The following is an 18,575-nucleotide window of genomic DNA, read 5'->3' as shown; positions in this document are numbered from 1 at the left end:
CTAAAACATTCAGGCTCAGTCGTCGTCTTCCTTGTCTTTGCGCTTGCCCGACCCTTTGTTCTCTGGCTCCCCCTTGGCGCTGCGATGACATTCAACGCAATTCTCGAAGTTCTGGATGCCTTCTTCCCTGTGCTCCGAGCGTATTTTGTCCAGGCTGTGCTCATGGCAACCGTAGCAGGTGTAGCGGCGGTAGTCGTTGTTGCTGTGACAGGTCTCGCACGAGGCGGCGTGGTCCCTGTCGAGCAAAAACAATTTGTCATGTTCAAACGTGGCGGGCTTCCAGGCTTGCTGGCTGTGGCATTGATTGCAGTTGCCTGTGATCTGACCGTGCAGCTTGTCGGTCGGCGCCTGGTGGCAACCCTGGCATTGCTCACGCACCGCTGTTTTGAGCAATAAATGCGAGAACGGCTTGCGACTGCGCTGGGTGAGTTTGGGGGCGGCGTGATCGCTGTGGCAGGCCATGCAGTCCTGCTCGATCAGCGCCTGGTGGAACGAGGTCTTGCGCGTGTGTTGAACAATGGCCACGCCCTTGCTGGTGCGCAATCCGATGTCGGGCAGGACATGGCAGCTGACGCAACGCGCCGCTGACGCGCCGCGCCAGGGCGCATGGCAGGCGAAGCAGTCGGTGGCAATTTCGGCGTGGGCCGCCACCACCGGACCCGGGCTCACCATCAGGTGCGGGTAGATAAAGATCAGGACGACCAGCACCAGCAGGTTGGCCGCTATCAGGGCCATGAGCCAGCCGCGCTTCATCTCCAGCCCCAGAATAAAAAGACGGCCATGATGTGTGCCAGGGCGAGCACGGCAAACGCCAGCGTGATCGGAAAGTGAACCGAGCGCCACTGCTTGACCGCGTCAAACGTCAGGCTGTCCCAGTACAGGTGCTCGTCGAGTTCATCGGCAGCCAGGCCGTGCTGGCGCATCCTCTGCCGTGCTTCTTCCAGTCGCCGGCGCGAACGGTCGAGCAGAAATTTGCCGGTCAGCCCGCTGGCGACGTTGATCAGCATGGCCACGACCGCCAGCCAGGCCAGAATCGAATTGAAATGAATGCCTGCGTGCACCAGCACCAGCAAGGAGCCGAGCCAGGCCATGCGCTCATGCCAGCGCAGCAGCTGCAGCGGGCGCCCCGCTTGGATCAGCCGGCGTTTGCGCAGCGAATAGCCGAACGAACCCAGAATCAGCAGCGTTCCTGGGATCCCCAGATAGCGGCCGATCCAGGCGATGTTGGCCAAGTGCAACAAGGCGTCGATCAGCACGGTGGCCAGCGCCAGCGTGCCCAAAGACAGCAGAAAAGGCAGGACTTCGCGCCGGATCAGTCTGGCTTTCATGCTCGTCAGGCCTCGATTTCCAAGGCCGATTCCGGCCTGCCGACGCAGAGCAGGCAATGCCTTGGTGCGACGTCATGCTCGGGCGGGTTGGCGTAGCGCACGCGGCCGGAAATCAGTTTCGTTTCGCACGTTCCGCAGCCGCCCGAGCGGCAACCTGAAGCCACGGCCACGTCGTGGCGCTCGGCAAAGTCAAGCAGGGTGTCGTCCTTGCCGTCCCACGTCAGCGTGCGGCCAGAGCGGCGGAAATGTATGGCAAGTGGGGCGGCCAGACCCGCAGCTTGCGCCTGGGGTGTGGCACCCGGCAAACGCACCGATGCCGGGCCGAACGCTTCGAAGTGGATGTCTGGTTGCGGCACGCCCCAGCGGGCCAGCGCCGGCACCAGGCTCTCCATCATGGCCGCCGGGCCGCAGACATAGAACTGATGCCGGCCGTGTGGCAAGGTCCGCCGCAGCAGATCGATGTCCACGTGCCCGGCCTGCTGGTAGTCGCGCTCCGGCGCGTCGTTCGGGCCGGGGCGGCTGTAGACCACGCTCAGGTGAAAGTTGGGATGCGAGTTGGCCAACTGTTCGAGCTGCAGCTTGAACGCATGTTCGCCGCCTTGGCGCACCCCGTAGTAGAGGTGAAGCGTGCGCCCGGGCTGCTCGGCCAGACACCAGCGCAGCATGCTCATCATCGGCGTGACGCCGATGCCGCCCGCGATGAGCACGGCCGGCACCTGCGGGTCTGGATCGATGAAGAAGTGACCCGACGGCGCCTTGACCTGGAGCACATCACCCGCGCGGATCCGGTCATGAAAGTGACTCGAGGACGCGCCGGGCGGAACCAGCGGCCGATCGTCCGGGGTCGGGATGCGCTTGATGGTGATGCGATAGCACGTCGGCTCCGGCCGATCGGACAACGAGTAGCAGCGCGTGATCGTGCGTTGCCCGCCTGGCTCGCCTGCGTCGGCAACCTGCAGCGTGAAGGTGAGGAACTGGCCCGGCCTGAACGGCGGCAGCGCGGCGCCGTCGACCGGCACGAGATAAAAAGAGCACTGCGTGTGGGTGTCGTCCTCGAATTCGCGGCGCAGCACGCGGAACTCGCGCCAGCCGGGCCAGGCCCCCGATGAAACAGGCCGGGTTTCGACGCTCTCAGCGACCGGCGTCTTGGCCGCAACACCGCGTCGCCGCCACACCATGACGCCGATCCCGAGCGCAAGCTGAAACAGCAGTGCCGCACAGATGTAGGCAAGAAGCAATGGGGCGGTCACGGATAACTCTTACTGATGAATTGAACATCGCGGCTGGTCGCAGCCGCAGTCTGACGCTGTCGCGTTCATTCTAGGAAGGTCCTTCCACGCGAGCTTGATCTTTGTCAAACCCGCACAGACGCCCCGCCCGTCAGCGTGGCGCTGCTGCAGGCGTCGGGTGGTCCAGATCAGGCCGGCGCCAAGGGTCCACATGCGTCATCAGGTTCAGCACCCGATGGCGCTGCAGCACACGCTGCCTGGCCTCGACGGCAATGTCATGGCCGGCCTCGACGCTGATCGCGGCATCGACTTCGATGTGCGCGTCCACCACGATCATGTCGCCCATCTTGCGCGTGCGCACGTCGTGCACGCCGCTCACGCCCGGAGTTTCGATCAGCGTCAGGCGGATGGCCTGCACCTCCTGCTCGTCCACCGCGCGGTCCATCAGGTCGTGCAGCGCGTCCCAGCTGAAGCCCCAGCCCATCTTGGTGACCATGAAGCCGACGATGAGCGCGGCGATCGGATCCAGGATCGGGTAGCCTGCCAGATTGCCGACGATGCCGATGCCCACCACCAGCGAGGACGCCGCATCCGAGCGCGCATGCCAGGCGTTGGCCACCAGCATGCTCGACTTGACGCGCTTGGCCACCGACAGCATGTAGCGGAACAACAGCTCCTTGGCGATCAGCGCGCCGCCGGCCACCCACAGGGCCATGATGTGGACGGTCTGCACGGTCTCGGGCGCTTCCAGCTTGCGCGCGGCCGACCACAACATGCCCAGGCCGACGGCCAGCAACAGCGTGCCCAGCACCAGTGAGGCTGCGGTCTCAAAACGCTGGTGGCCGTAGGGGTGGTCAGCGTCAGCGTCTTTTTTACTGTGGTGGCTGGCGAACAGCACGACAAAGTCCGCCACCAGGTCCGACAGCGAATGAATGCCGTCGGCAATCAGGCCTTGCGACTTGGCCACGACACCGATCGCGATCTGGGTGATGGTCAGGACAAGGTTGACAACCACGCTGACCCAGGTGCTGCGCGAAGCAGCGGCGATGCGCTCGGCCGGGCTGTGGTCTGTGTCCTCGGGGTCATCGGCAAGTTCGGTGAATTTCATGGGAAGTTTTTGTTGAATTTTGATGCTAACGCGTCAATGGTAACGAAGGCCTCAAGTCATGTGCCGTGCGACCGGCGCTGCAGCAGATCGAACGTCACCGGGGTGGCCACCCAGAGTGAACGGAATCGACATGAAAGCGATCAGGATCACGGGTACCAGTGCCGCCAGCACGACGCCGCCGAATTGATGGATGAATAAGCGAAGGGATGAATCCATGGAGAGCCTCTGGGGCGAAGTGAATCAATATCGCCATCTTCGCGCTCTAGTCTTAAGGGCGCCTTAGGGCAACATTGGGCAGCCTGAGGGCCTGTGCCACAACAAAGCGATTGACCGGCTTGACGCTGGCTATCACCATTGGAGCGACGAGCGCAACCAAGGCGCGCAGACCCGATGAAAAGGCAACAAACATGAAAACACCTGTCAACATCTTCAAGCAAGCCCTGCAAAACCAGCAAGCCCAGATCGGCCTGTGGCTGGGTCTGGCTGACCCCTATTGCGCTGAAATTCTGGCCGGCACCGGCTATGACTGGCTGGTGATCGACGGCGAGCACGCGCCCAACGATCTGCGCTCGGTTCTCGGGCAACTGCAAGCCATTGCCAGCGCCACCAGTGCGCTGGCGGGCCCTGGTTCGCACCCCGTGGTTCGCGTATCCGTGGGCGAGACTGCGCTGATCAAACAGTACCTCGACCTGGGTGTGCAGACCATTCTGGTGCCCATGGTGGACACGGCGGCCCAGGCCGCCCGGCATCCTGGCCGGCAACGAAGACCAGGCCCGCCAATGGTTGACTGCCGGGGCCTTGTTCGTGGCGGTGGGCGTCGAGACCATGCTGCTGTCGGCGGCAGCGACAGCGCTGCTGGAGAAGTTCAAGCTGTCGGCGGCAGCCGCCGCTGCGAACAGTGGTTATTGAATATTGCTATCAAGATAGCAGCTACCTGGGCATATTCGACGCGGGCTAGAGCCAGATATGGCTCATTAACGTTCAGCAAGGTGTGTAGTCAAGGCGCCAGCGCTGACCGGCAGAAAGCTCAGGTTTTCTCTTTGACCGTCTTGGACGCACCTTCCGCCTTGACACGGGCGATGTCGGCTTCACGCGCGGCCTCGGTGGCATACATCTGACTGGTGCCGATGACCTGATGATTGGCCGCCTTCAGGTTGAAGAATGCTTTTCCATTGGACGCGGTCTTGCGCTCATAGCGCTCGTCCAGCAGACTGTTGGCCTGAACCGATGCCACGCCCTGCTCGGCCGAACTCCTTGCTTTGTAGAGTTCACTCGTCAGCAGCGTGTCACCCGTGCCGTCCTTGAGGACGAAGCGGAATTGTCCATCGCTACTCTTGCTCAATTCATACCAGCCAGCCATGTGAATTCTCCTGTAGTGAGGAACCGCGTCCTGCGGGTTTTCCCTCGGTTTTTCCAATCCCCGCCCAAGCGTAGGCAAAGGCCACAGGTTCCGGCTTGCGAAATCTCAAGGACCCGGCCTCATCCGCGCGGCAGCGCAGAATGCTGCCATCGGCTTGAGTACCGTCAATAGCTGCGCAAGCTGGCGCCACCACAATGACCGGCCCCATCCGTTCTCAACATGACCCCTGTTCTCTTCCTCGCGGCCTCTCTTGATCCACTGCAGGATTCATCGCAGTGGCAGCCGCGCGTTGAGGATAGACCATGAACGGCCTGACCAGTCTTGTCGCCGCCGCCCGGCTCAGGCAATACGGCCCCAATCGGCTTCAGCCCGCCAGACAACGGGCGCTGCTGCTGCAGTTTCTGGCGCACTTCAAAAACCCCTTGGTCCTGGTGCTGCTGGCGGCCAGCGGCCTCTCCGCCTTGACGGGTGACGTGACGGGCGCCCTCATCATCGGGGTGATCGTGCTGATGAGTGTGACGCTGGACTTTGTGCAGTCCTACCGGGCCGGGCGTGCGGCCGAACAACTGGCGCTGCAGGTGGCCATCACCGCCACCGTGCTGCGGGACGGCCAGCGACGCGAACTGCCGGTGACCGAGCTGGTGCCTGGTGACGTGGTGCTGCTGTCGGCCGGCAATCTGGTGCCAGCCGATGCGCGGCTGCTGGAAGCGGATGACTTCTTCGTCAACCAGGCACAACTCACGGGCGAGCCTTATCCGGTGGAAAAGCGGGCCTCGTTGCCGGACCAAGCCGACGCTGAACAAGCCTCGTCCCAGGCCTGGGCGCTGGACGCGGCGGACGCGGTCTTCATGGGCAGCTCCGTGGTCAGCGGCTCGGCGAGCGTGCTGATCGGACGCACCGGCAGCACCAGCGCGCTGGGCCAAATTGCAGTCAGCCTGGCTGATAAGGCGCCACCCACCGCCTTCGAGATCGGCACCCGGCATTTCGGCATGCTGATCATGCGCCTGACGTTTCTGCTGGTGCTGTTCACCTTGCTGGTCAATGTGGCCTTGCACCGACCGCTGCTCGAATCTTTTTTGTTCGCGGTGGCGCTGGCCGTCGGCCTCACGCCTGAATTGTTGCCCATGGTGGTGTCGGTGACGCTCACGCGCGGCGCCCTGCGCATGGCGGCCTTGAAAGTGATCGTGAAGCGACCATCGGCGATTCAGGACATGGGCGCCATGGACGTGTTGTGCACCGACAAGACCGGCACCCTGACCGAAGCCAAAATTCGACTGGAGCGCCACGTGGACGCAGGGGGCCAGGACGATCCGCACGTTCTGGAGCTGGCCTACCTCAACAGCTATTTTGAGAGCGGCCTGAAAAGCCCGCTGGACGATGCCATCCTGGCGCATGGAGAGATCGATGTATCCGCCTGGACCAAGATCGACGAGGTGCCGTTTGACTTCGAGCGCCGCCGCGTCTCGGTGCTGGTGCAGCGCGCCGGTGCGCGCCGGCTGGTGGTCAAAGGCGCACCCGAAGATATTGTTCGCTTGTGCACGCACTACCAGGACAGTGCAGACGCCACGGTGGCGCTCGACGCGGCGGCGCGTGTGCGCATCACCCAACTGTTTGACAGTCTGAGTGAGGAGGGTTTCCGGGTACTTGGCATCGCCTCGCGCGATGTGCCCGGCGACCACCCGCACGCCATGGTGTCGGACGAAAGTGAGCTGGTGTTCGCGGGTTTTGCCGCCTTTCTGGACCCGCCCAAAGCCAGCGCCGGCGAGGCGCTGAAAGCGCTGGCGGCCAGCGGTGTGGCCGTGAAGATCGTGACCGGTGACAACGAGCGGGTGACGCGCCATGTCTGCACCCAGCTGGGTGTGGCCATCGAGGGCGTACTGACCGGCACCGAACTGGCAGCCCTGAACGACGACGCGCTGCGGGCCCGGGTGGAGGGTGCCAACCTGTTTTGCCGCGTCAACCCGGCGCAAAAAAACCGCATCCTCCTGGCACTCAAAGGCCGCGGCCATGTGGTGGGTTATCTGGGTGACGGCATCAACGACGCGCCTTCCCTGCACACGGCCGACGTCGGCATCTCGGTCGAGGGCGCGGTGGACGTGGCCAAGCAGGCGGCGGCCATGATTCTGCTGGAGCGCGACCTGATGGTGCTGCACCAGGGTATTCTGGAAGGCCGGCGCACCTTTGGCAATGTGATGAAGTACATCATGATGGCCACCAGCTCCAACTTTGGCAACATGTTCAGCATGGCCGCCGCCACCTTGTTTCTGCCGTTCCTGCCGATGTTGCCGATGCAGATCTTGCTCAACAACCTGATGTATGACGTGTCCGAAATTACGCTGCCCATGGACAACGTGGACGAGGAGAACCTGGCCCAACCCAAACGCTGGGACATGACCTTCATCCGCAATTTCATGCTGACCATCGGTCCCATCAGCTCACTGTTTGATTTCTTGACCTTCTACCTGCTGCTCAGTCTGTTCAATGCGCACGAGTCCCTGTTTCGCACCGGCTGGTTTGTGGAGTCCATCGCCACCCAGGTGCTGGTTATTTTTGTCATCCGTACCCGGCGCAACCCCTTGCGCAGCCACCCGAATCGGTGGCTGGTGCTGACGTCTTTGGGGGTCGTGGTCACGGCGATGCTGTTGCCGTTCACGCCATTGGCGCCCTATTTGGGGTTTACGCCCCTGCCGCTGTCTTACTTTGGCTTGCTGGGGGCGTTGGTGGTCGCGTATTTATTGATGGTTGAAGGGGGCAAGCAATGGTTTTACCGGCGAGCGACGCGGGCCTGACCACAGCGCAGGCCGCCCAGCGCCTGGCGGAGGACGGCCCCAATGCGCTGCCCGGCGACCAGCGCCGCACGCTGCTGGGCATCGCCCGCGAAACCCTGCGCGAGCCGATGTTCCTGCTGCTGCTGGCAGCGAGCTTGTTGTATCTGCTACTGGGTGACTTGCAGGAAGGCCTGATTTTGTTGGGCCTGGTGCTGGTGGTGCTGGCGCTTACCCTGTACCAGGAGGGCAAGACCGAGCGCGCGCTTGAATCGCTGCGCGACCTCTCCAGCCCGCGCGCGCTGGTGCTGCGCGACGGCCAACCGCTGCGCATTGCCGGGTCTGACGTGGTGCTGGGCGACATCCTGATTCTGGCCGAGGGCGACCGCATTCCCGCCGATGCGGTACTGCTGAGCGGCACCGAAGTGCAGGTCGACGAATCGCTGCTGACTGGCGAGCCCGTGCCGGTGAGCAAGGTGGCCGATGTCATGGCGGTGCAAGCGGCAGCACCGCGGCCCGGGGGCGACGGCCAGGCGTATTTGTTTTCCGGCACGCTGCTGGTCAAGGGCCACGGCAGCGCACGCGTCACCGCCACCGGCGCGCGCAGCGAAATCGGGCGCATTGGCACGGCGCTGGTGAGCCTGAGCAGCGAGCCCTCGCCGCTCAAAAAACAAACCGCCAGTCTGGTCAAGGTGTTGGCGCTGATTGCCTTGGCCGCCAGCCTGTTTCTGGTCGCAACATTTGGCCTGCTGCGCGGCGACTGGCTGGCGGCGCTGCTGGCCGGCATTGCGCTGGCGATGGCCTTGCTGCCGCAGGAGTTCACCGTGGTGCTCACGGTGATTCCGGCCTTGGGCGCTTGGCGTTTGTCAAAGCAAGACGTGCTGACCCGGCGCATCGCCGCCATCGAAACGCTGGGGGCGACCTCGGTGTTGTGCGTGGACAAGACCGGCACGCTGACCGAAAACCGCATGACCGTGGCTGAGCTGTATGTGCAAGGGCACAAGCTGCTGATTGACTACGCCGTCACGTCGGAATTGCCCGAGTCCTTTCATACGCTGGTGGAGTTCTCCATTCTGGCCAGCGTGGCCGCCCCGTTTGACCCAATGGAAAAAGCCTTTCACCGTCTCGGCCAGCATTTCCTGCAAGACACGGAGCACCTGCACCACGACTGGACCTTGATGCAGCAATATGGTTTGACGCCCGAACTGCGCGCCATGTCCCACGTCTGGAAAGCACGGCAAGATCAACAGCATGTGGTGGCGGCCAAGGGTGCGCCGGAAGCCATCGTCGACCTGTGCCACCTGGACGGCGCCGCACAAGCCCGCATTGCGGCAGCGGTGGATGCCATGGCGGCCAAGGGACTGCGCGTGCTGGGCGTCGCCCAGGCGCGTTTTGAGGGCGAGCACTGGCCTGCCATCGAGCATGATTTTGAGTTTGAGTTCATCGGCTTGCTGGGGCTGGCCGACCCGCTGCGCGGCGAGATTCCAGACGCGGTGGCCGAGTGCCGCAGCGCCGGTATTCGCGTGGTGATGATCACCGGCGACTATCCCGCCACCGCCAGCGCCATTGCACGCCAGGCGCAGTTGCAGTCAACCCTGGACACCGCCGCTGCCGACCCGCTGCTGACCGGCGACGCCATGGCCGCCATGAGCGACGCCGAACTGCAGGCACGCATGCAAAGCGTCAGCATCTGTGCCCGCATTGCACCCGAGCAAAAGCTGCGCATCGTGCAGGCGCTCAAAGCCAATGGCGAGGTCGTCGCCATGACCGGCGACGGCGTCAACGACGCCCCGGCGCTGAAAGCGGCCCACGTCGGCGTCGCCATGGGTGGGCGCGGCACCGACGTGGCGCGCGAGGCCGCTTCGCTGGTGCTGCTGGACGACAACTTTGCCTCGATCGTGCGCGCGGTGCGGCTGGGGCGGCGCATTTTTGACAACCTGCGCAAATCCATGTCCTACATCCTGGCGGTGCATGTGCCGATTGCCGGCATGGCGCTGCTGCCGGTGCTGCTGGGCTGGCCCACCATGCTGTTCCCGCTGCACATTGCGTTTCTGGAGTTGGTGATCGACCCGGCGTGCTCCATGGTGTTCGAGAACGAGCCGTCCGAGTCGGATGTGATGCGGCGCCCTCCGCGCAACGTCAACACGCCCCTGTTTGGCGGGCTGACGCTGCTGCTGGCGCTCTTGCAAGGCCTGGGCGCATTGGCAGTGGCGATGGGTGCCGCCATGTGGGGCGCGGACCAGTTGCCTGAAGGCGGGGCGCGGGCCTTCGCTTTTGCCACGCTGGTCTGCACCAACCTAGCCCTGATTTTCTCCAATCGCAGCCGTGCCGGCTCGCTGTGGGCCAGTTTGTGGGTGCCCAACCGCACGCTGTGGATCGTGGCGAGCGCGGCGCTCGCCCTGATGGCGCTGGCGCTGTATCTGCCGTGGCTGGCGCGTCTGTTTGTGTTTGAGCCGCTGCCCCTGCTCTATTTGGGGGCTGCGCTGGGCTTGGGTTTGGCCAGCATGTTCTGGTTTGAGGCGGTCAAACTCGGTCAGCGCCAGACGGCAAAAGCTGCGTCAATCTGATCGCGTGCTGGATGGACCGGAGTCATCGTCCGATGCGCTGGCCGCAAGCTGCGCCCGCAGCGTCTCCAGTTCATCGAGCAACTGCAGCGCCAGCGCGGCACCGGCCGGGTTCACGCCCAGGTCGCGTTGCAGACGCGCCGCCACCGTGACCTGGCGGGTCTGTACGGTGGTAAAGCGCCAGCTCCCGGGGGCACTGCCCGCCAGCGGGGCCAAAACCCCCTCCTCAATCAACTCGAGGATGAAATCAGTCTGCACGGCGCAAGTGCGGCTGATGTCCAGCAGGGTCAACTCGGTGGCCGGTTCTGCGGTCGCGGCGCGGGTGGCGACGCGCTTTGGCGTGGTACTCATGCGGCGGCTCCCAGTCTGGCGCGTGGCTTGAAGGATTTGAACTGTGTGGCCATGCTGCGGTAAAACGCCTGGGCCGCTTCGCTGTCGGCCGGGGGCAAGGCAATTTTCAGCACAAAGTAGAAGTCCCCGGGCGTGCGCGCCGGAATGCCACGGCCCTTCAGGCGCAGCTTGCGGCCTTCGACCGAACCGGCCGGGATCTTCAGTTCAACGAAGCCGCTCGGGGTTGGCACTTCAATCTGTGCACCCAGCGCCGCTTCCCAGGGCGCTACCGGCAAATCCAGGTAAACATCATGCTTGTCGATACGGTAGTGCGCATGCGCACGAAACTCGATTTCAAGGTACAGGTCACCCGGCGCGCCCTGCCCCATGCCGGGGTCACCTTGGCCGGCCAGGCGAATCTGCTGCCCGGCGCGCACCCCTTTGGGAATGCTGAATTCGATGGTGTGTTCGCGCGTGGCCACATGGCCCTGGGCGTCCAGCGTGGGCACCTGCAGCGTGACCCGGCGCTTGGCGCCTTGGTAGGCGTCCTCCAGGTCAATCTGGATTTTGGCGTGCCGGTCCTGTCCCGGCGCATGAAAGGCGGCACCCCCGCGCCGACCACCGCGCTGCGCACCAAAGCCGCGACTGAACAGTGACTCGAAAAAGTCGCTGTAGTCGCCGGCCTCGCCTGCGCCAAATCCCGCACCGCCGGTTTCGAACCCGGCGTTCCAGTCCGGCGGCGGTCGAAACTCCTGCCCACCTTTCCAGTTGGCACCCAGTTGGTCATAGGCGGCGCGCTTTTCAGGGTCTTTCAGAACCTCATAGGCCTCGCCAATTTCCTTGAAACGGGCCTCCGCGTTGGGCTCCTTGCTGACGTCGGGATGGTATTTGCGGGCCAGGGTGCGGTGCGCGCGCTTGATCTCGTCCTGCGTCGCGCTGCGCTGCAGACCCATGATCTGGTAATAGTCCTTGAATTCCACTTGCATCCTCCCGGCCATAAATACGGCTCACCAGCACAAGCCCGGCGCTGACGCCGGGATTGATTGTCATCCCGCTCAGGGGCCGCGTCCATCAACGTCAGTCAGTGTGTTCCTTGCGCGCTTTTTGCACCTTCTCCAGGCTGACCTTGACCTTGATCCGCTCCGCATTGATGGGCGTGCGAATGGCAAACCGCGGGTTGCTGGTCTCGCGGTAGAGATATTTGCTCACGGGCATGCCGCCCGCATTGACAATACTCACAACCTGGGGCTGGTTGGCGCGCAGGCCGCGCGCCACGACGACCGCTTTTTCTCCGTTGAACAGCTGAACATAAGTGCCCGGCGGATAGAACCCGAGCGCCGTCGCCATGGCCGAACCGATGCTGGCGGTGTCTGGCGTCGCGCCCAAAAATACCGACTTCGCCGCGCCCAAGGGCGACATGGCGAGTCGCGTCTTGCGCGCCGCCATCTTGGCGACAAAACCATCCGCCAGGCGCAGCAGGCGCCGAGCCATCACGTTGTGCGCCAGCCCGTGTGACTCATTAACCTCATGGTGCCAGCGCACGATGTCCAGTTGGTCTTCGTCGCTCACCCCCATGAGCCGCAGCAGCTCGACACTTTTGCAGGGGTGTTCCCGCACCAGCACGCGCTGCGCCTCGGTTGGCAGCGAACTCTGCATGGCCAGCTTGTCCTGCTCCCGCGCCATGCCGATGTTCATGACCAGGGCGGCACGAAACAGGCTGCCGCCGGCAGCCGCCGCCATGTCCAGTTTTTCCGCGGTCAACGCACAAACCACCGCCGACAGCAGGGCATGGGTCGCGCAGTAGCCCAAGCTGATGTCGGCCAGCGCCTGAAACAGGATGAACAGGCATTCATCCGGATCGGCGCGAAGCAGCTCCAGCGCCCGGCTCTCAGTGCCCGCCAGCCGGGGCAAGGGGTTGATGGCGGCCTCGCCCTGGTACAGCAGCCCGCGCAGAATCTCCTGCAGATCGAGCCAGCCCCCCAGAACCTGGGCGCCCGACAGGTAGTCGGTCTCCACGAGCTCACTGGGCAGTTCCGCCCGCATGATGGCGTCGAGATCGGCGCCCCGCTGGAGCAGGGTGTTGATCAGCCGCTCATAGCTTTTTTGCCAGGCGCGGGCATCGCTGGCGGTCATGCAGGCCTGGTGGGCATGCAGCATCTCGCGCTGCTGCTCTGACAGGATCGCCTGCCCCCGGCGCAGCAGCAGGCGCCCGTCCGGGGCCCACACATCAATCGGGAGCGTGTTGCCGAGCTTGAGCCGGGCCACGGGAAGCATCACGTAGTCCATCAGTCTGCGACCAGCACGGGGACTCGCGGCGCCAGTGCGCACATCAGTTCGTAGCCCACCGTCCCGGCCGGCTGCGCCACCTCGTCGATCCCCAGCACCAGGCCATTGGCGGCACGCCCCCACAGGGTGACCTCGCTGCCGATCCCAACCTGGCCACCGGCTGCCGTCACGGCACTCAGGTCGACGGCGAGCATGTCCATGCTCACGCGGCCCACGGTGCGCGTGCGAATCCCGTTCACCAGCACCGGCGTGCCCGTGGGGCACAGGCGCGGGTAGCCGTCGGCATAGCCGCAGGCGACGACACCGACCTGGATCGGCTTGTCGGCCACAAATGTTGAGCCATATCCGACGCTAGCCCCCGTATCCACTGTTTGAGTAGCTATTATTTTTGCAGTAAGTGTCATGCTGGGCTGCAGCCCCCAGTCAGTGGCGCTGTGCTGGGGAAAGTCCGGCGCGCTGCCATAAATGGCTATGCCGGGGCGCACCCAGTCGGAGGCGACGAAGCCGTCGCCCGGCTGCCTGGCGGGCGTGTGAAGCAGGGTGGCCGCGCTGTTGCTCAAGGTGCGCTCGCCCGGCAGGTCGCGCGTGACTTCGGCAAACACCGCCATCTGCTCGGTGATGCCGCGCGCGCCATCGGCGTCGCTGAAATGCGTGATCAGGGAAATTTCATCAACCTGCGGCAGGGCATTCAGACGCGTCCAGGCGGCGCGGTAGCGTTGCGGCGTAAAGCCGAGCCGGTTCATGCCGGAATTCATTTTCAGGAACACCCGTTGCGCCACCTTGGTCTTGTGGCTGGCCAGCATGTCGATCTGCTCGTCGCAGTGCACGGTGTGCCACAGGTCCAGGCGCGAGCACAGCTCCAGGTCGCGCAACTCGAACACACCCTCCAACAAAAGGATCGGTCCACGCCAGCCCAGCGCCCGCACGCGCTGCGCTTCGTCCAGGTCCAGCAGGGCAAAGCCGTCGGCCGCGCGCAGGCCTTCAAACACGCGCTCAATGCCATGGCCGTAGGCATTGGCCTTGACGATGGCCCAGACTTTTGCATCTGGCGCGGCCAGACGGGCGCGCGCCAGATTGTGGCGCAGGGCAGCGGTGTGAATGGTGGCTTGGATCGGGCGGGGCATGGGCACTCTGAGGTTAAAGCTTGGAGTCCGGATTTTGACACTTCGCTGGCGTGCTATAAACCCGCATCGTTCGGAGACACACCACAACAATTGCATCAGCCACTGATGCGCGCCTGTAGACAATGAAACGCGGCTTTTTTACCATCATGTCGGCGCAGTTTTTCAGCTCGCTGGCCGACAACGCCTTGTTTGTGACCGCCGTGCAATTGCTCCGAAGCAGCCACGCTCCCGAGTGGCAGCAAGCCGCTTTGGTGCCGATGTTCGCGCTGTTTTACGTAGTACTGGCGCCGTTTGTCGGGGCTTTTGCCGACTCCATGCCCAAGGGCAAGGTGATGTTGCTCAGCAACTTCATCAAGGTGCTGGGTTGCCTGTTCATGCTGTTTGGCTCGCATCCCTTGCTGGCTTACGCCATTGTGGGGCTGGGTGCGGCGGCCTATTCGCCGGCCAAATACGGCATCCTGACGGAATTGTTGCCGGCCTCGCAGCTGGTCAAGGCCAACGGCTGGATTGAAGGCCTGACCATTGCCTCCATCATTTTGGGCGTGCTGCTGGGCGGACAACTGGTGGGGCCGGTGATAGCGCCCTGGCTCCTGGCATTTGATTTCCCCTTGGTAGACACCGGCGTGAACAACGCGCCCGAGGCCGCCATTTGCGTGCTGATTTTTGTCTATTTGCTGGCGGCCTGGTTCAACACCCATATTCCCCTGACCGGGGTGGAAATGCGGCCGATGTCGCGACGCGTCACCTCTCTGTTGCCTGATTTTTGGGCCTGTAACGTCCGTTTGTGGCGCGACAAACTGGGCCAGATTTCGCTCGCCGCCACCACGCTGATTTGGGGTGTGGCGGGCAATTTGCGCTTTATTGTGCTGGCCTGGGCGGCGGCGGCACTGGGTTACTCGGTGACGCAAGCCTCGGCCCTGCAAGGCGTGGTGGCGATTGGCATGGCGGCTGGCGCGGTCGTGGCGTCGATGCGCATGCGCCTGGAAGACGGCCCCCGTGTCATCACGCTGGGTATCGTCATGGGCATCCTGATCATCCTGCTGATCTTTATCACCAACGTCTGGGTGGCGGCGCCGTTTCTGATTTTGCTGGGGGCGCTGGGCGGCTTCCTGGTGGTGCCGATGAACGCGCTGCTGCAGCATCGCGGCCACAATTTGATGGGGTCGGGACGCTCCATTGCCGTGCAAAACTTCAACGAGCAGGCCTGCATTCTGGGACTCGGCGCGGCCTACAGCCTGTCCACCGGCCTGGGACTGCCGACCTTCACCGCCATTACCGGTTTTGGTCTGGTGATCGCCGGCTTCATGTGGCTGATCCGGCGCTGGCACGCGCGCAATTGCGTGGTGCATCAGGTCGAAATCGAGCACCTGCTGAGCATTGCACGCAACGACAAATTCGAGGTTTGAGGCCATTGAAGCGATTTGTCGCCGTCCGCCCTTGAGCAAAACGGCGCTGGCCGCGGCGGCACTGACGCTCAACGCCTTCGTCTGGGGGGTTTCGTGGTGGCCGTTTCGCAGCTTGCAAAGCCTGGGCTTGCACCCGCTGTGGACCACCGCCCTGATTTATACCTTTGGCCTGCTGTGTCTGGCGCTGGTTCAGCCGCGCGCCTGGCGCGGCTTCTTGCGCCACCCCGAGTTGTGGTGGCTGCTGCTGGCGGCCGGGCTGACCAATGTCGGCTTCAATTGGGCGGTGACGGTGGGCGACGTGGTGCGCGTCGTCTTGCTGTTCTACCTGATGCCGGCTTGGGTCGTGCTGCTGGCCTGGCCCCTGCTGGGCGAAAAACCAAGCACCGGCTCATTGGTGCGCCTGGCATTGGCGCTGGCGGGCGTGGTGATTGTGCTCAAGACCCCGGCGTCGCCCTGGCCGGTGCCCGAGAGTCTGGCCGACTGGCTGGCCCTGATGGCCGGCTTTTGTTTTGCCCTGACCAATATCCTGCTGCGCCGTCTCAACCACACGCCGGGCGAGTCGCGCATGCTGGCCATGTTTGTGGGCGGCGCGCTGCTGGCCGGCGCTGCGGCCGTGCTGGGTGTGGGGCTGGACGTGGTGACGCCGCTGCCGGCGCCCAAGCTGGCCTGGGTTGCCTGGGCGCTGCTGATCAGCCTGGCGTTCCTGGCCGGCAACCTGGCGCTGCAGTACGGGGCTGCCCATCTGAGCGCCAGCGCGACCTCGCTCATCATGCTGTCAGAAGTGATTTTTGCCAGCGGCTCTTCGGTGCTGCTGGGGGCCGGGACGCTGTCGGCGCGCACCCTGATCGGCGGCGCTTTGATTCTGTTGGCATCGCTGCTGTCAGTGCTGTCGTTTCGCCAACCTTCTTAGTCTGTCCCGCAAGGTTTCAGGGGGTTGAGATTTGATTTTCTCCTGGATTAACTTATAGTCATCGCACGCGAACCCCATGCCGGTAGCAGCTTCAAGGGGGCTGAAGGCCTGGATTTGGCCGAGGCCGCCAGAGTCGACCATCTGGTTTGCCGAATTCGTTGTGTTGGGACGCTTATTCTTCAACGTCGGGTCTTCTACTGCAGGAGGTTCAAGGATGTCAGCCGATAGCGCAGCAGTCACACGCATCGTCGAGGCCTTTGCCGAATGCTGGAACAGACACGACATGAACGCCTTTGCCGAGTTGTTCGCGCCTGATGCAGAGTTCGTCAATGTTGTTGGCTTGTGGTGGAAGGGACGGGCAGAGATTAAGGCGGCCCACGAATTCACACACCAAACCCTCTTCAAAAACAGCCGCTTGACGCTGGTCGAATTGTCGACACGATTTCCAACGCCACAAATTGCGATTGCGCGATGCCGCTGGCGTCTTGTGGGCCACGTGACGCCGCAAGGAATACCCCTGCCAGAGCGCCAGGGCGTCCTGCTGAACGTACTGCGTCAACAAGACGGCAAGTGGTTCATCATTGATTCGCAAAATACCGACATCATTGAAGGGGTTGCGTCCAGGCCGCAGTAACGCCCGTCGTGGCCTGGACGAATCGGCCAGGGACGCCCAAGGCTTCCATCACGCAACTTAATCAGAAGTGCGACACTGGCAGCCCCATTCAAGCATCTGGAACAGCCATGAGCCCTGTGTACGATTTTGAAGCTTTGCAAATCAACGGCCAGCCGGTTTCCCTGAGCCAATTCAAGGGCCGGGTCATGCTGATCGTCAACACGGCCAGTGCCTGTGGCTTTACGCCGCAATTTGCCGGTCTGGAAGAATTGCACGAAACCTATGGCAACAAGGGGCTGGTGGTGCTGGGCTTCCCGTGCAATCAGTTTGGCGCGCAAGACGCCGGCAGCAACAACGAAATCGCCGAGTTCTGCCAGCTGAACTACGGCGTGAGCTTTCCCATGATGGCCAAGATCGACGTCAACGGCGCGCAGGCACACCCGCTGTACCAGTGGTTGACCCAGGAGGCGCCCGGCCTGCTCGGCAGCAAGGCGATCAAATGGAATTTCACCAAGTTCCTGGTCGGCAAGGACGGCCAAGTCCTCAAGCGCTATGCACCCACCGCCACACCCGCGAGCCTGGCGAAAGATATTGAAACGGCGCTGGCGGCCTGAGCCAACTCAGTTAAGCCGGATCAGGGCCAGCGCGGGCGAGGGCGGGGTCACGCGGGCGTCAAACGGGTGCGCCAGCGTGCCCACCGCGCGCACGATGCGCTGCACGTAGGCGCGGGTTTCCTGGTACGGCGGCACGCCACGGTAACGCTCCACCTTGCCCTCGCCCGCGTTGTAGGCGGCGGCCACCAAGACAATGTCGCCCTCAAAATAGGCCAGCAACCAGCGCAGGTAGGCCAGGCCACCGCGGATGTTCTGCGCCGCGTCAAACGGGTTGCGCACCTGAAAGCGCTGGCTGGTCTCGGGGATCAGCTGCATCAGGCCCTGGGCGTTCATGGGCGACAGCGCCTGGCTGTCGAAATTCGATTCGGCGGCGATGATGGCCAGCGCCAGTTGCGGCTGCACCTGGTACTGGGGCGCCATTTTCATCACCAGCTCAAAAATCTTGCGCGGCGCAATCGCTTGGTAGTCCACACCCGGCTCCGGCACCAGGTCGGTCGCCGACGCTGGCGGCGGCGCCGGCGGACGCAGGCACTCGGGCACGTCGGGGGTCGGTTCCCCCACGATTTTCAGCATCCGTTGGGCGGCTTCCAGCCCCTGCGCGGCAGCGGCCTGGAAAAAGTAGGCCGCCATAGCGTCGTCGCGTGGCACGCCGCGCCCGTTGGCGTAGATCCAGCCCAGGCTGTAGTGGGCTTGGGCGTCGCCCAGAGCAGCGGCCTGGCAGTACAGGGAAATCGCCAGCGCTGGGTTGCGCGGCACACCTTCACCGTTCTCGTAGGCGATGGCCTGCTGGCGCAAGTCGATAGCGCGGGCATCCGGGGTGCTGTTTTGGGCCAGCACCGGCAAGGCAAGGGCGAGACCCAAAAGGGCGATCAACAGCGGACGGCGGCATCGGACCAAGGCGTGCATACGGCGCAGTGTCAGCACTTCTTGTGCTGCGC

General features: G+C 63.7%; 18 protein-coding genes. 7 read left to right on the top strand and 11 right to left on the bottom strand.

Annotation, left to right across the window (positions count from 1 at the left end):
* Nucleotides 1-15 precede the first annotated feature (15 nt).
* From RFER_RS02480 to RFER_RS23890, 5 genes are all read right to left on the bottom strand, one after another.
* Nucleotides 16-753 (bottom strand): cytochrome c3 family protein, encoded by a 738-nt coding sequence (locus RFER_RS02480; RefSeq protein WP_011462824.1) that lies wholly within the window; start codon nucleotides 751-753, stop codon nucleotides 16-18.
* Nucleotides 750-1,328 carry a hypothetical protein gene (locus RFER_RS02475; protein WP_011462823.1) on the bottom strand — a complete coding sequence of 193 codons (579 nt, stop codon included), beginning with the start codon at nucleotides 1,326-1,328 and terminating at the stop codon, nucleotides 750-752. The genes RFER_RS02480 and RFER_RS02475 overlap by 4 nt, the downstream gene beginning before the upstream one ends.
* Before the next feature lie 5 nt (nucleotides 1,329-1,333).
* Nucleotides 1,334-2,578: a 2Fe-2S iron-sulfur cluster-binding protein gene (locus RFER_RS02470; protein WP_041790056.1), complete on the bottom strand. Its 1,245-nt coding sequence runs from the start codon at nucleotides 2,576-2,578 to the stop codon at nucleotides 1,334-1,336.
* Between the two features lie 130 nt (nucleotides 2,579-2,708).
* Nucleotides 2,709-3,665: a cation diffusion facilitator family transporter gene (locus RFER_RS02465; protein ID WP_011462821.1), complete on the bottom strand. Its 957-nt coding sequence runs from the start codon at nucleotides 3,663-3,665 to the stop codon at nucleotides 2,709-2,711.
* Between the two features lie 51 nt (nucleotides 3,666-3,716).
* Nucleotides 3,717-3,881: a hypothetical protein gene (locus RFER_RS23890; RefSeq protein ID WP_166485638.1), complete on the bottom strand. Its 165-nt coding sequence runs from the start codon at nucleotides 3,879-3,881 to the stop codon at nucleotides 3,717-3,719.
* 191 nt (nucleotides 3,882-4,072) lie between these two features.
* On the opposite strand from RFER_RS23890, the gene RFER_RS23280 reads away from it, so the two are divergent.
* Complete coding sequence (locus RFER_RS23280; protein WP_011462820.1) at nucleotides 4,073-4,783, top strand: aldolase/citrate lyase family protein; 711 nt, start codon at nucleotides 4,073-4,075, stop codon at nucleotides 4,781-4,783.
* On the opposite strand, the gene RFER_RS02460 is transcribed toward RFER_RS23280, so the two are convergent.
* Nucleotides 4,693-5,025, bottom strand: coding sequence for a YegP family protein (locus tag RFER_RS02460; protein WP_011462819.1), 333 nt, complete (start codon nucleotides 5,023-5,025; stop codon nucleotides 4,693-4,695). The two genes, RFER_RS23280 and RFER_RS02460, sit on opposite strands and share 91 nt — an antisense overlap.
* Before the next feature lie 302 nt (nucleotides 5,026-5,327).
* Here RFER_RS02460 and mgtA point away from each other — a divergent pair, with 302 nt between their 5' ends.
* Both mgtA and RFER_RS02450 read left to right on the top strand, forming a co-directional pair.
* The gene (mgtA, locus tag RFER_RS02455; RefSeq protein ID WP_011462818.1) at nucleotides 5,328-7,814 is read left to right on the top strand and encodes a magnesium-translocating P-type ATPase; all 2,487 of its coding nucleotides are present in this window, start codon (nucleotides 5,328-5,330) and stop codon (nucleotides 7,812-7,814) included.
* On the top strand, nucleotides 7,784-10,357 hold the full coding sequence (locus RFER_RS02450; protein WP_011462817.1) for a cation-translocating P-type ATPase: 2,574 nt from the start codon (nucleotides 7,784-7,786) through the stop codon (nucleotides 10,355-10,357). The genes mgtA and RFER_RS02450 overlap by 31 nt, the downstream gene beginning before the upstream one ends.
* On the opposite strand, the gene RFER_RS02445 is transcribed toward RFER_RS02450, so the two are convergent.
* The 4 genes from RFER_RS02445 to alr form a co-directional block, all read right to left on the bottom strand.
* The gene (locus RFER_RS02445; RefSeq protein WP_011462816.1) at nucleotides 10,349-10,705 is read right to left on the bottom strand and encodes a chaperone modulator CbpM; all 357 of its coding nucleotides are present in this window, start codon (nucleotides 10,703-10,705) and stop codon (nucleotides 10,349-10,351) included. The two genes, RFER_RS02450 and RFER_RS02445, sit on opposite strands and share 9 nt — an antisense overlap.
* Nucleotides 10,702-11,664, bottom strand: coding sequence for a DnaJ C-terminal domain-containing protein (locus tag RFER_RS02440; RefSeq protein WP_041791303.1), 963 nt, complete (start codon nucleotides 11,662-11,664; stop codon nucleotides 10,702-10,704). The genes RFER_RS02445 and RFER_RS02440 overlap by 4 nt, the downstream gene beginning before the upstream one ends.
* Nucleotides 11,665-11,761: 97 nt before the next feature.
* The gene (locus RFER_RS02435; protein ID WP_011462814.1) at nucleotides 11,762-12,970 is read right to left on the bottom strand and encodes an HD-GYP domain-containing protein; all 1,209 of its coding nucleotides are present in this window, start codon (nucleotides 12,968-12,970) and stop codon (nucleotides 11,762-11,764) included.
* Nucleotides 12,970-14,094, bottom strand: a complete 1,125-nt coding sequence (gene alr, locus RFER_RS02430; RefSeq protein WP_011462813.1) for an alanine racemase — start codon at nucleotides 14,092-14,094, stop codon at nucleotides 12,970-12,972. Before alr ends, RFER_RS02435 begins: the two co-directional genes overlap by 1 nt.
* A gap of 122 nt (nucleotides 14,095-14,216) precedes the next feature.
* On the opposite strand from alr, the gene lplT reads away from it, so the two are divergent.
* The 4 genes from lplT to RFER_RS02410 all read left to right on the top strand — a co-directional run bounded on the left by lplT (nucleotide 14,217) and on the right by RFER_RS02410 (nucleotide 17,637).
* Nucleotides 14,217-15,500, top strand: coding sequence for a lysophospholipid transporter LplT (lplT, locus tag RFER_RS02425; RefSeq protein ID WP_011462812.1), 1,284 nt, complete (start codon nucleotides 14,217-14,219; stop codon nucleotides 15,498-15,500).
* 31 nt (nucleotides 15,501-15,531) lie between these two features.
* A complete protein-coding gene (locus tag RFER_RS02420) occupies nucleotides 15,532-16,410 on the top strand; it encodes a DMT family transporter (RefSeq protein WP_041790055.1) in 879 nt (292 codons plus the stop codon).
* Nucleotides 16,411-16,486: 76 nt separating this feature from the next.
* Nucleotides 16,487-17,044 carry a YybH family protein gene (locus tag RFER_RS02415; protein WP_011462810.1) on the top strand — a complete coding sequence of 186 codons (558 nt, stop codon included), beginning with the start codon at nucleotides 16,487-16,489 and terminating at the stop codon, nucleotides 17,042-17,044.
* A gap of 107 nt (nucleotides 17,045-17,151) precedes the next feature.
* Entirely contained in the window at nucleotides 17,152-17,637 is a 486-nt protein-coding gene (locus RFER_RS02410; protein ID WP_011462809.1) for a glutathione peroxidase, read from the top strand.
* Nucleotides 17,638-17,643: 6 nt separating this feature from the next.
* Here RFER_RS02410 and RFER_RS02405 read toward each other — a convergent pair whose 3' ends face one another.
* Nucleotides 17,644-18,498, bottom strand: coding sequence for a lytic transglycosylase domain-containing protein (locus RFER_RS02405; protein ID WP_244095787.1), 855 nt, complete (start codon nucleotides 18,496-18,498; stop codon nucleotides 17,644-17,646).
* Between the last annotated feature and the right edge of the window lie 77 nt (nucleotides 18,499-18,575).

This window comes from Rhodoferax ferrireducens T118, from assembly GCF_000013605.1.
Classification (GTDB): domain Bacteria; phylum Pseudomonadota; class Gammaproteobacteria; order Burkholderiales; family Burkholderiaceae_C; genus Rhodoferax; species Rhodoferax ferrireducens.
The sequence above is the reverse complement of the archived record's forward strand: the minus strand, read 5'-3'. Positions and strand labels throughout refer to the sequence as shown.

Bases quoted from the DNA above. Each gene is read 5' to 3' on its own strand.
- RFER_RS02480 (WP_011462824.1), bottom strand. From the start codon at position 753: ATGAAGCGCGGCTGGCTCATGGCCCTGATAGCGGCCAACCTGCTGGTG.
- RFER_RS02475 (WP_011462823.1), bottom strand. From the start codon at position 1,328: ATGAAAGCCAGACTGATCCGGCGCGAAGTCCTGCCTTTTCTGCTGTCT.
- RFER_RS02465 (WP_011462821.1), bottom strand. From the start codon at position 3,665: ATGAAATTCACCGAACTTGCCGATGACCCCGAGGACACAGACCACAGC.
- RFER_RS23890 (WP_166485638.1), bottom strand. From the start codon at position 3,881: ATGGATTCATCCCTTCGCTTATTCATCCATCAATTCGGCGGCGTCGTG.
- RFER_RS23280 (WP_011462820.1), top strand. From the start codon at position 4,073: ATGAAAACACCTGTCAACATCTTCAAGCAAGCCCTGCAAAACCAGCAA.
- RFER_RS02460 (WP_011462819.1), bottom strand. From the start codon at position 5,025: ATGGCTGGCTGGTATGAATTGAGCAAGAGTAGCGATGGACAATTCCGC.
- mgtA (WP_011462818.1), top strand. From the start codon at position 5,328: ATGAACGGCCTGACCAGTCTTGTCGCCGCCGCCCGGCTCAGGCAATAC.
- RFER_RS02450 (WP_011462817.1), top strand. From the start codon at position 7,784: ATGGTTTTACCGGCGAGCGACGCGGGCCTGACCACAGCGCAGGCCGCC.
- RFER_RS02445 (WP_011462816.1), bottom strand. From the start codon at position 10,705: ATGAGTACCACGCCAAAGCGCGTCGCCACCCGCGCCGCGACCGCAGAA.
- RFER_RS02435 (WP_011462814.1), bottom strand. From the start codon at position 12,970: ATGGACTACGTGATGCTTCCCGTGGCCCGGCTCAAGCTCGGCAACACG.
- alr (WP_011462813.1), bottom strand. From the start codon at position 14,094: ATGCCCCGCCCGATCCAAGCCACCATTCACACCGCTGCCCTGCGCCAC.
- lplT (WP_011462812.1), top strand. From the start codon at position 14,217: ATGAAACGCGGCTTTTTTACCATCATGTCGGCGCAGTTTTTCAGCTCG.
- RFER_RS02415 (WP_011462810.1), top strand. From the start codon at position 16,487: ATGCCGGTAGCAGCTTCAAGGGGGCTGAAGGCCTGGATTTGGCCGAGG.
- RFER_RS02410 (WP_011462809.1), top strand. From the start codon at position 17,152: ATGAGCCCTGTGTACGATTTTGAAGCTTTGCAAATCAACGGCCAGCCG.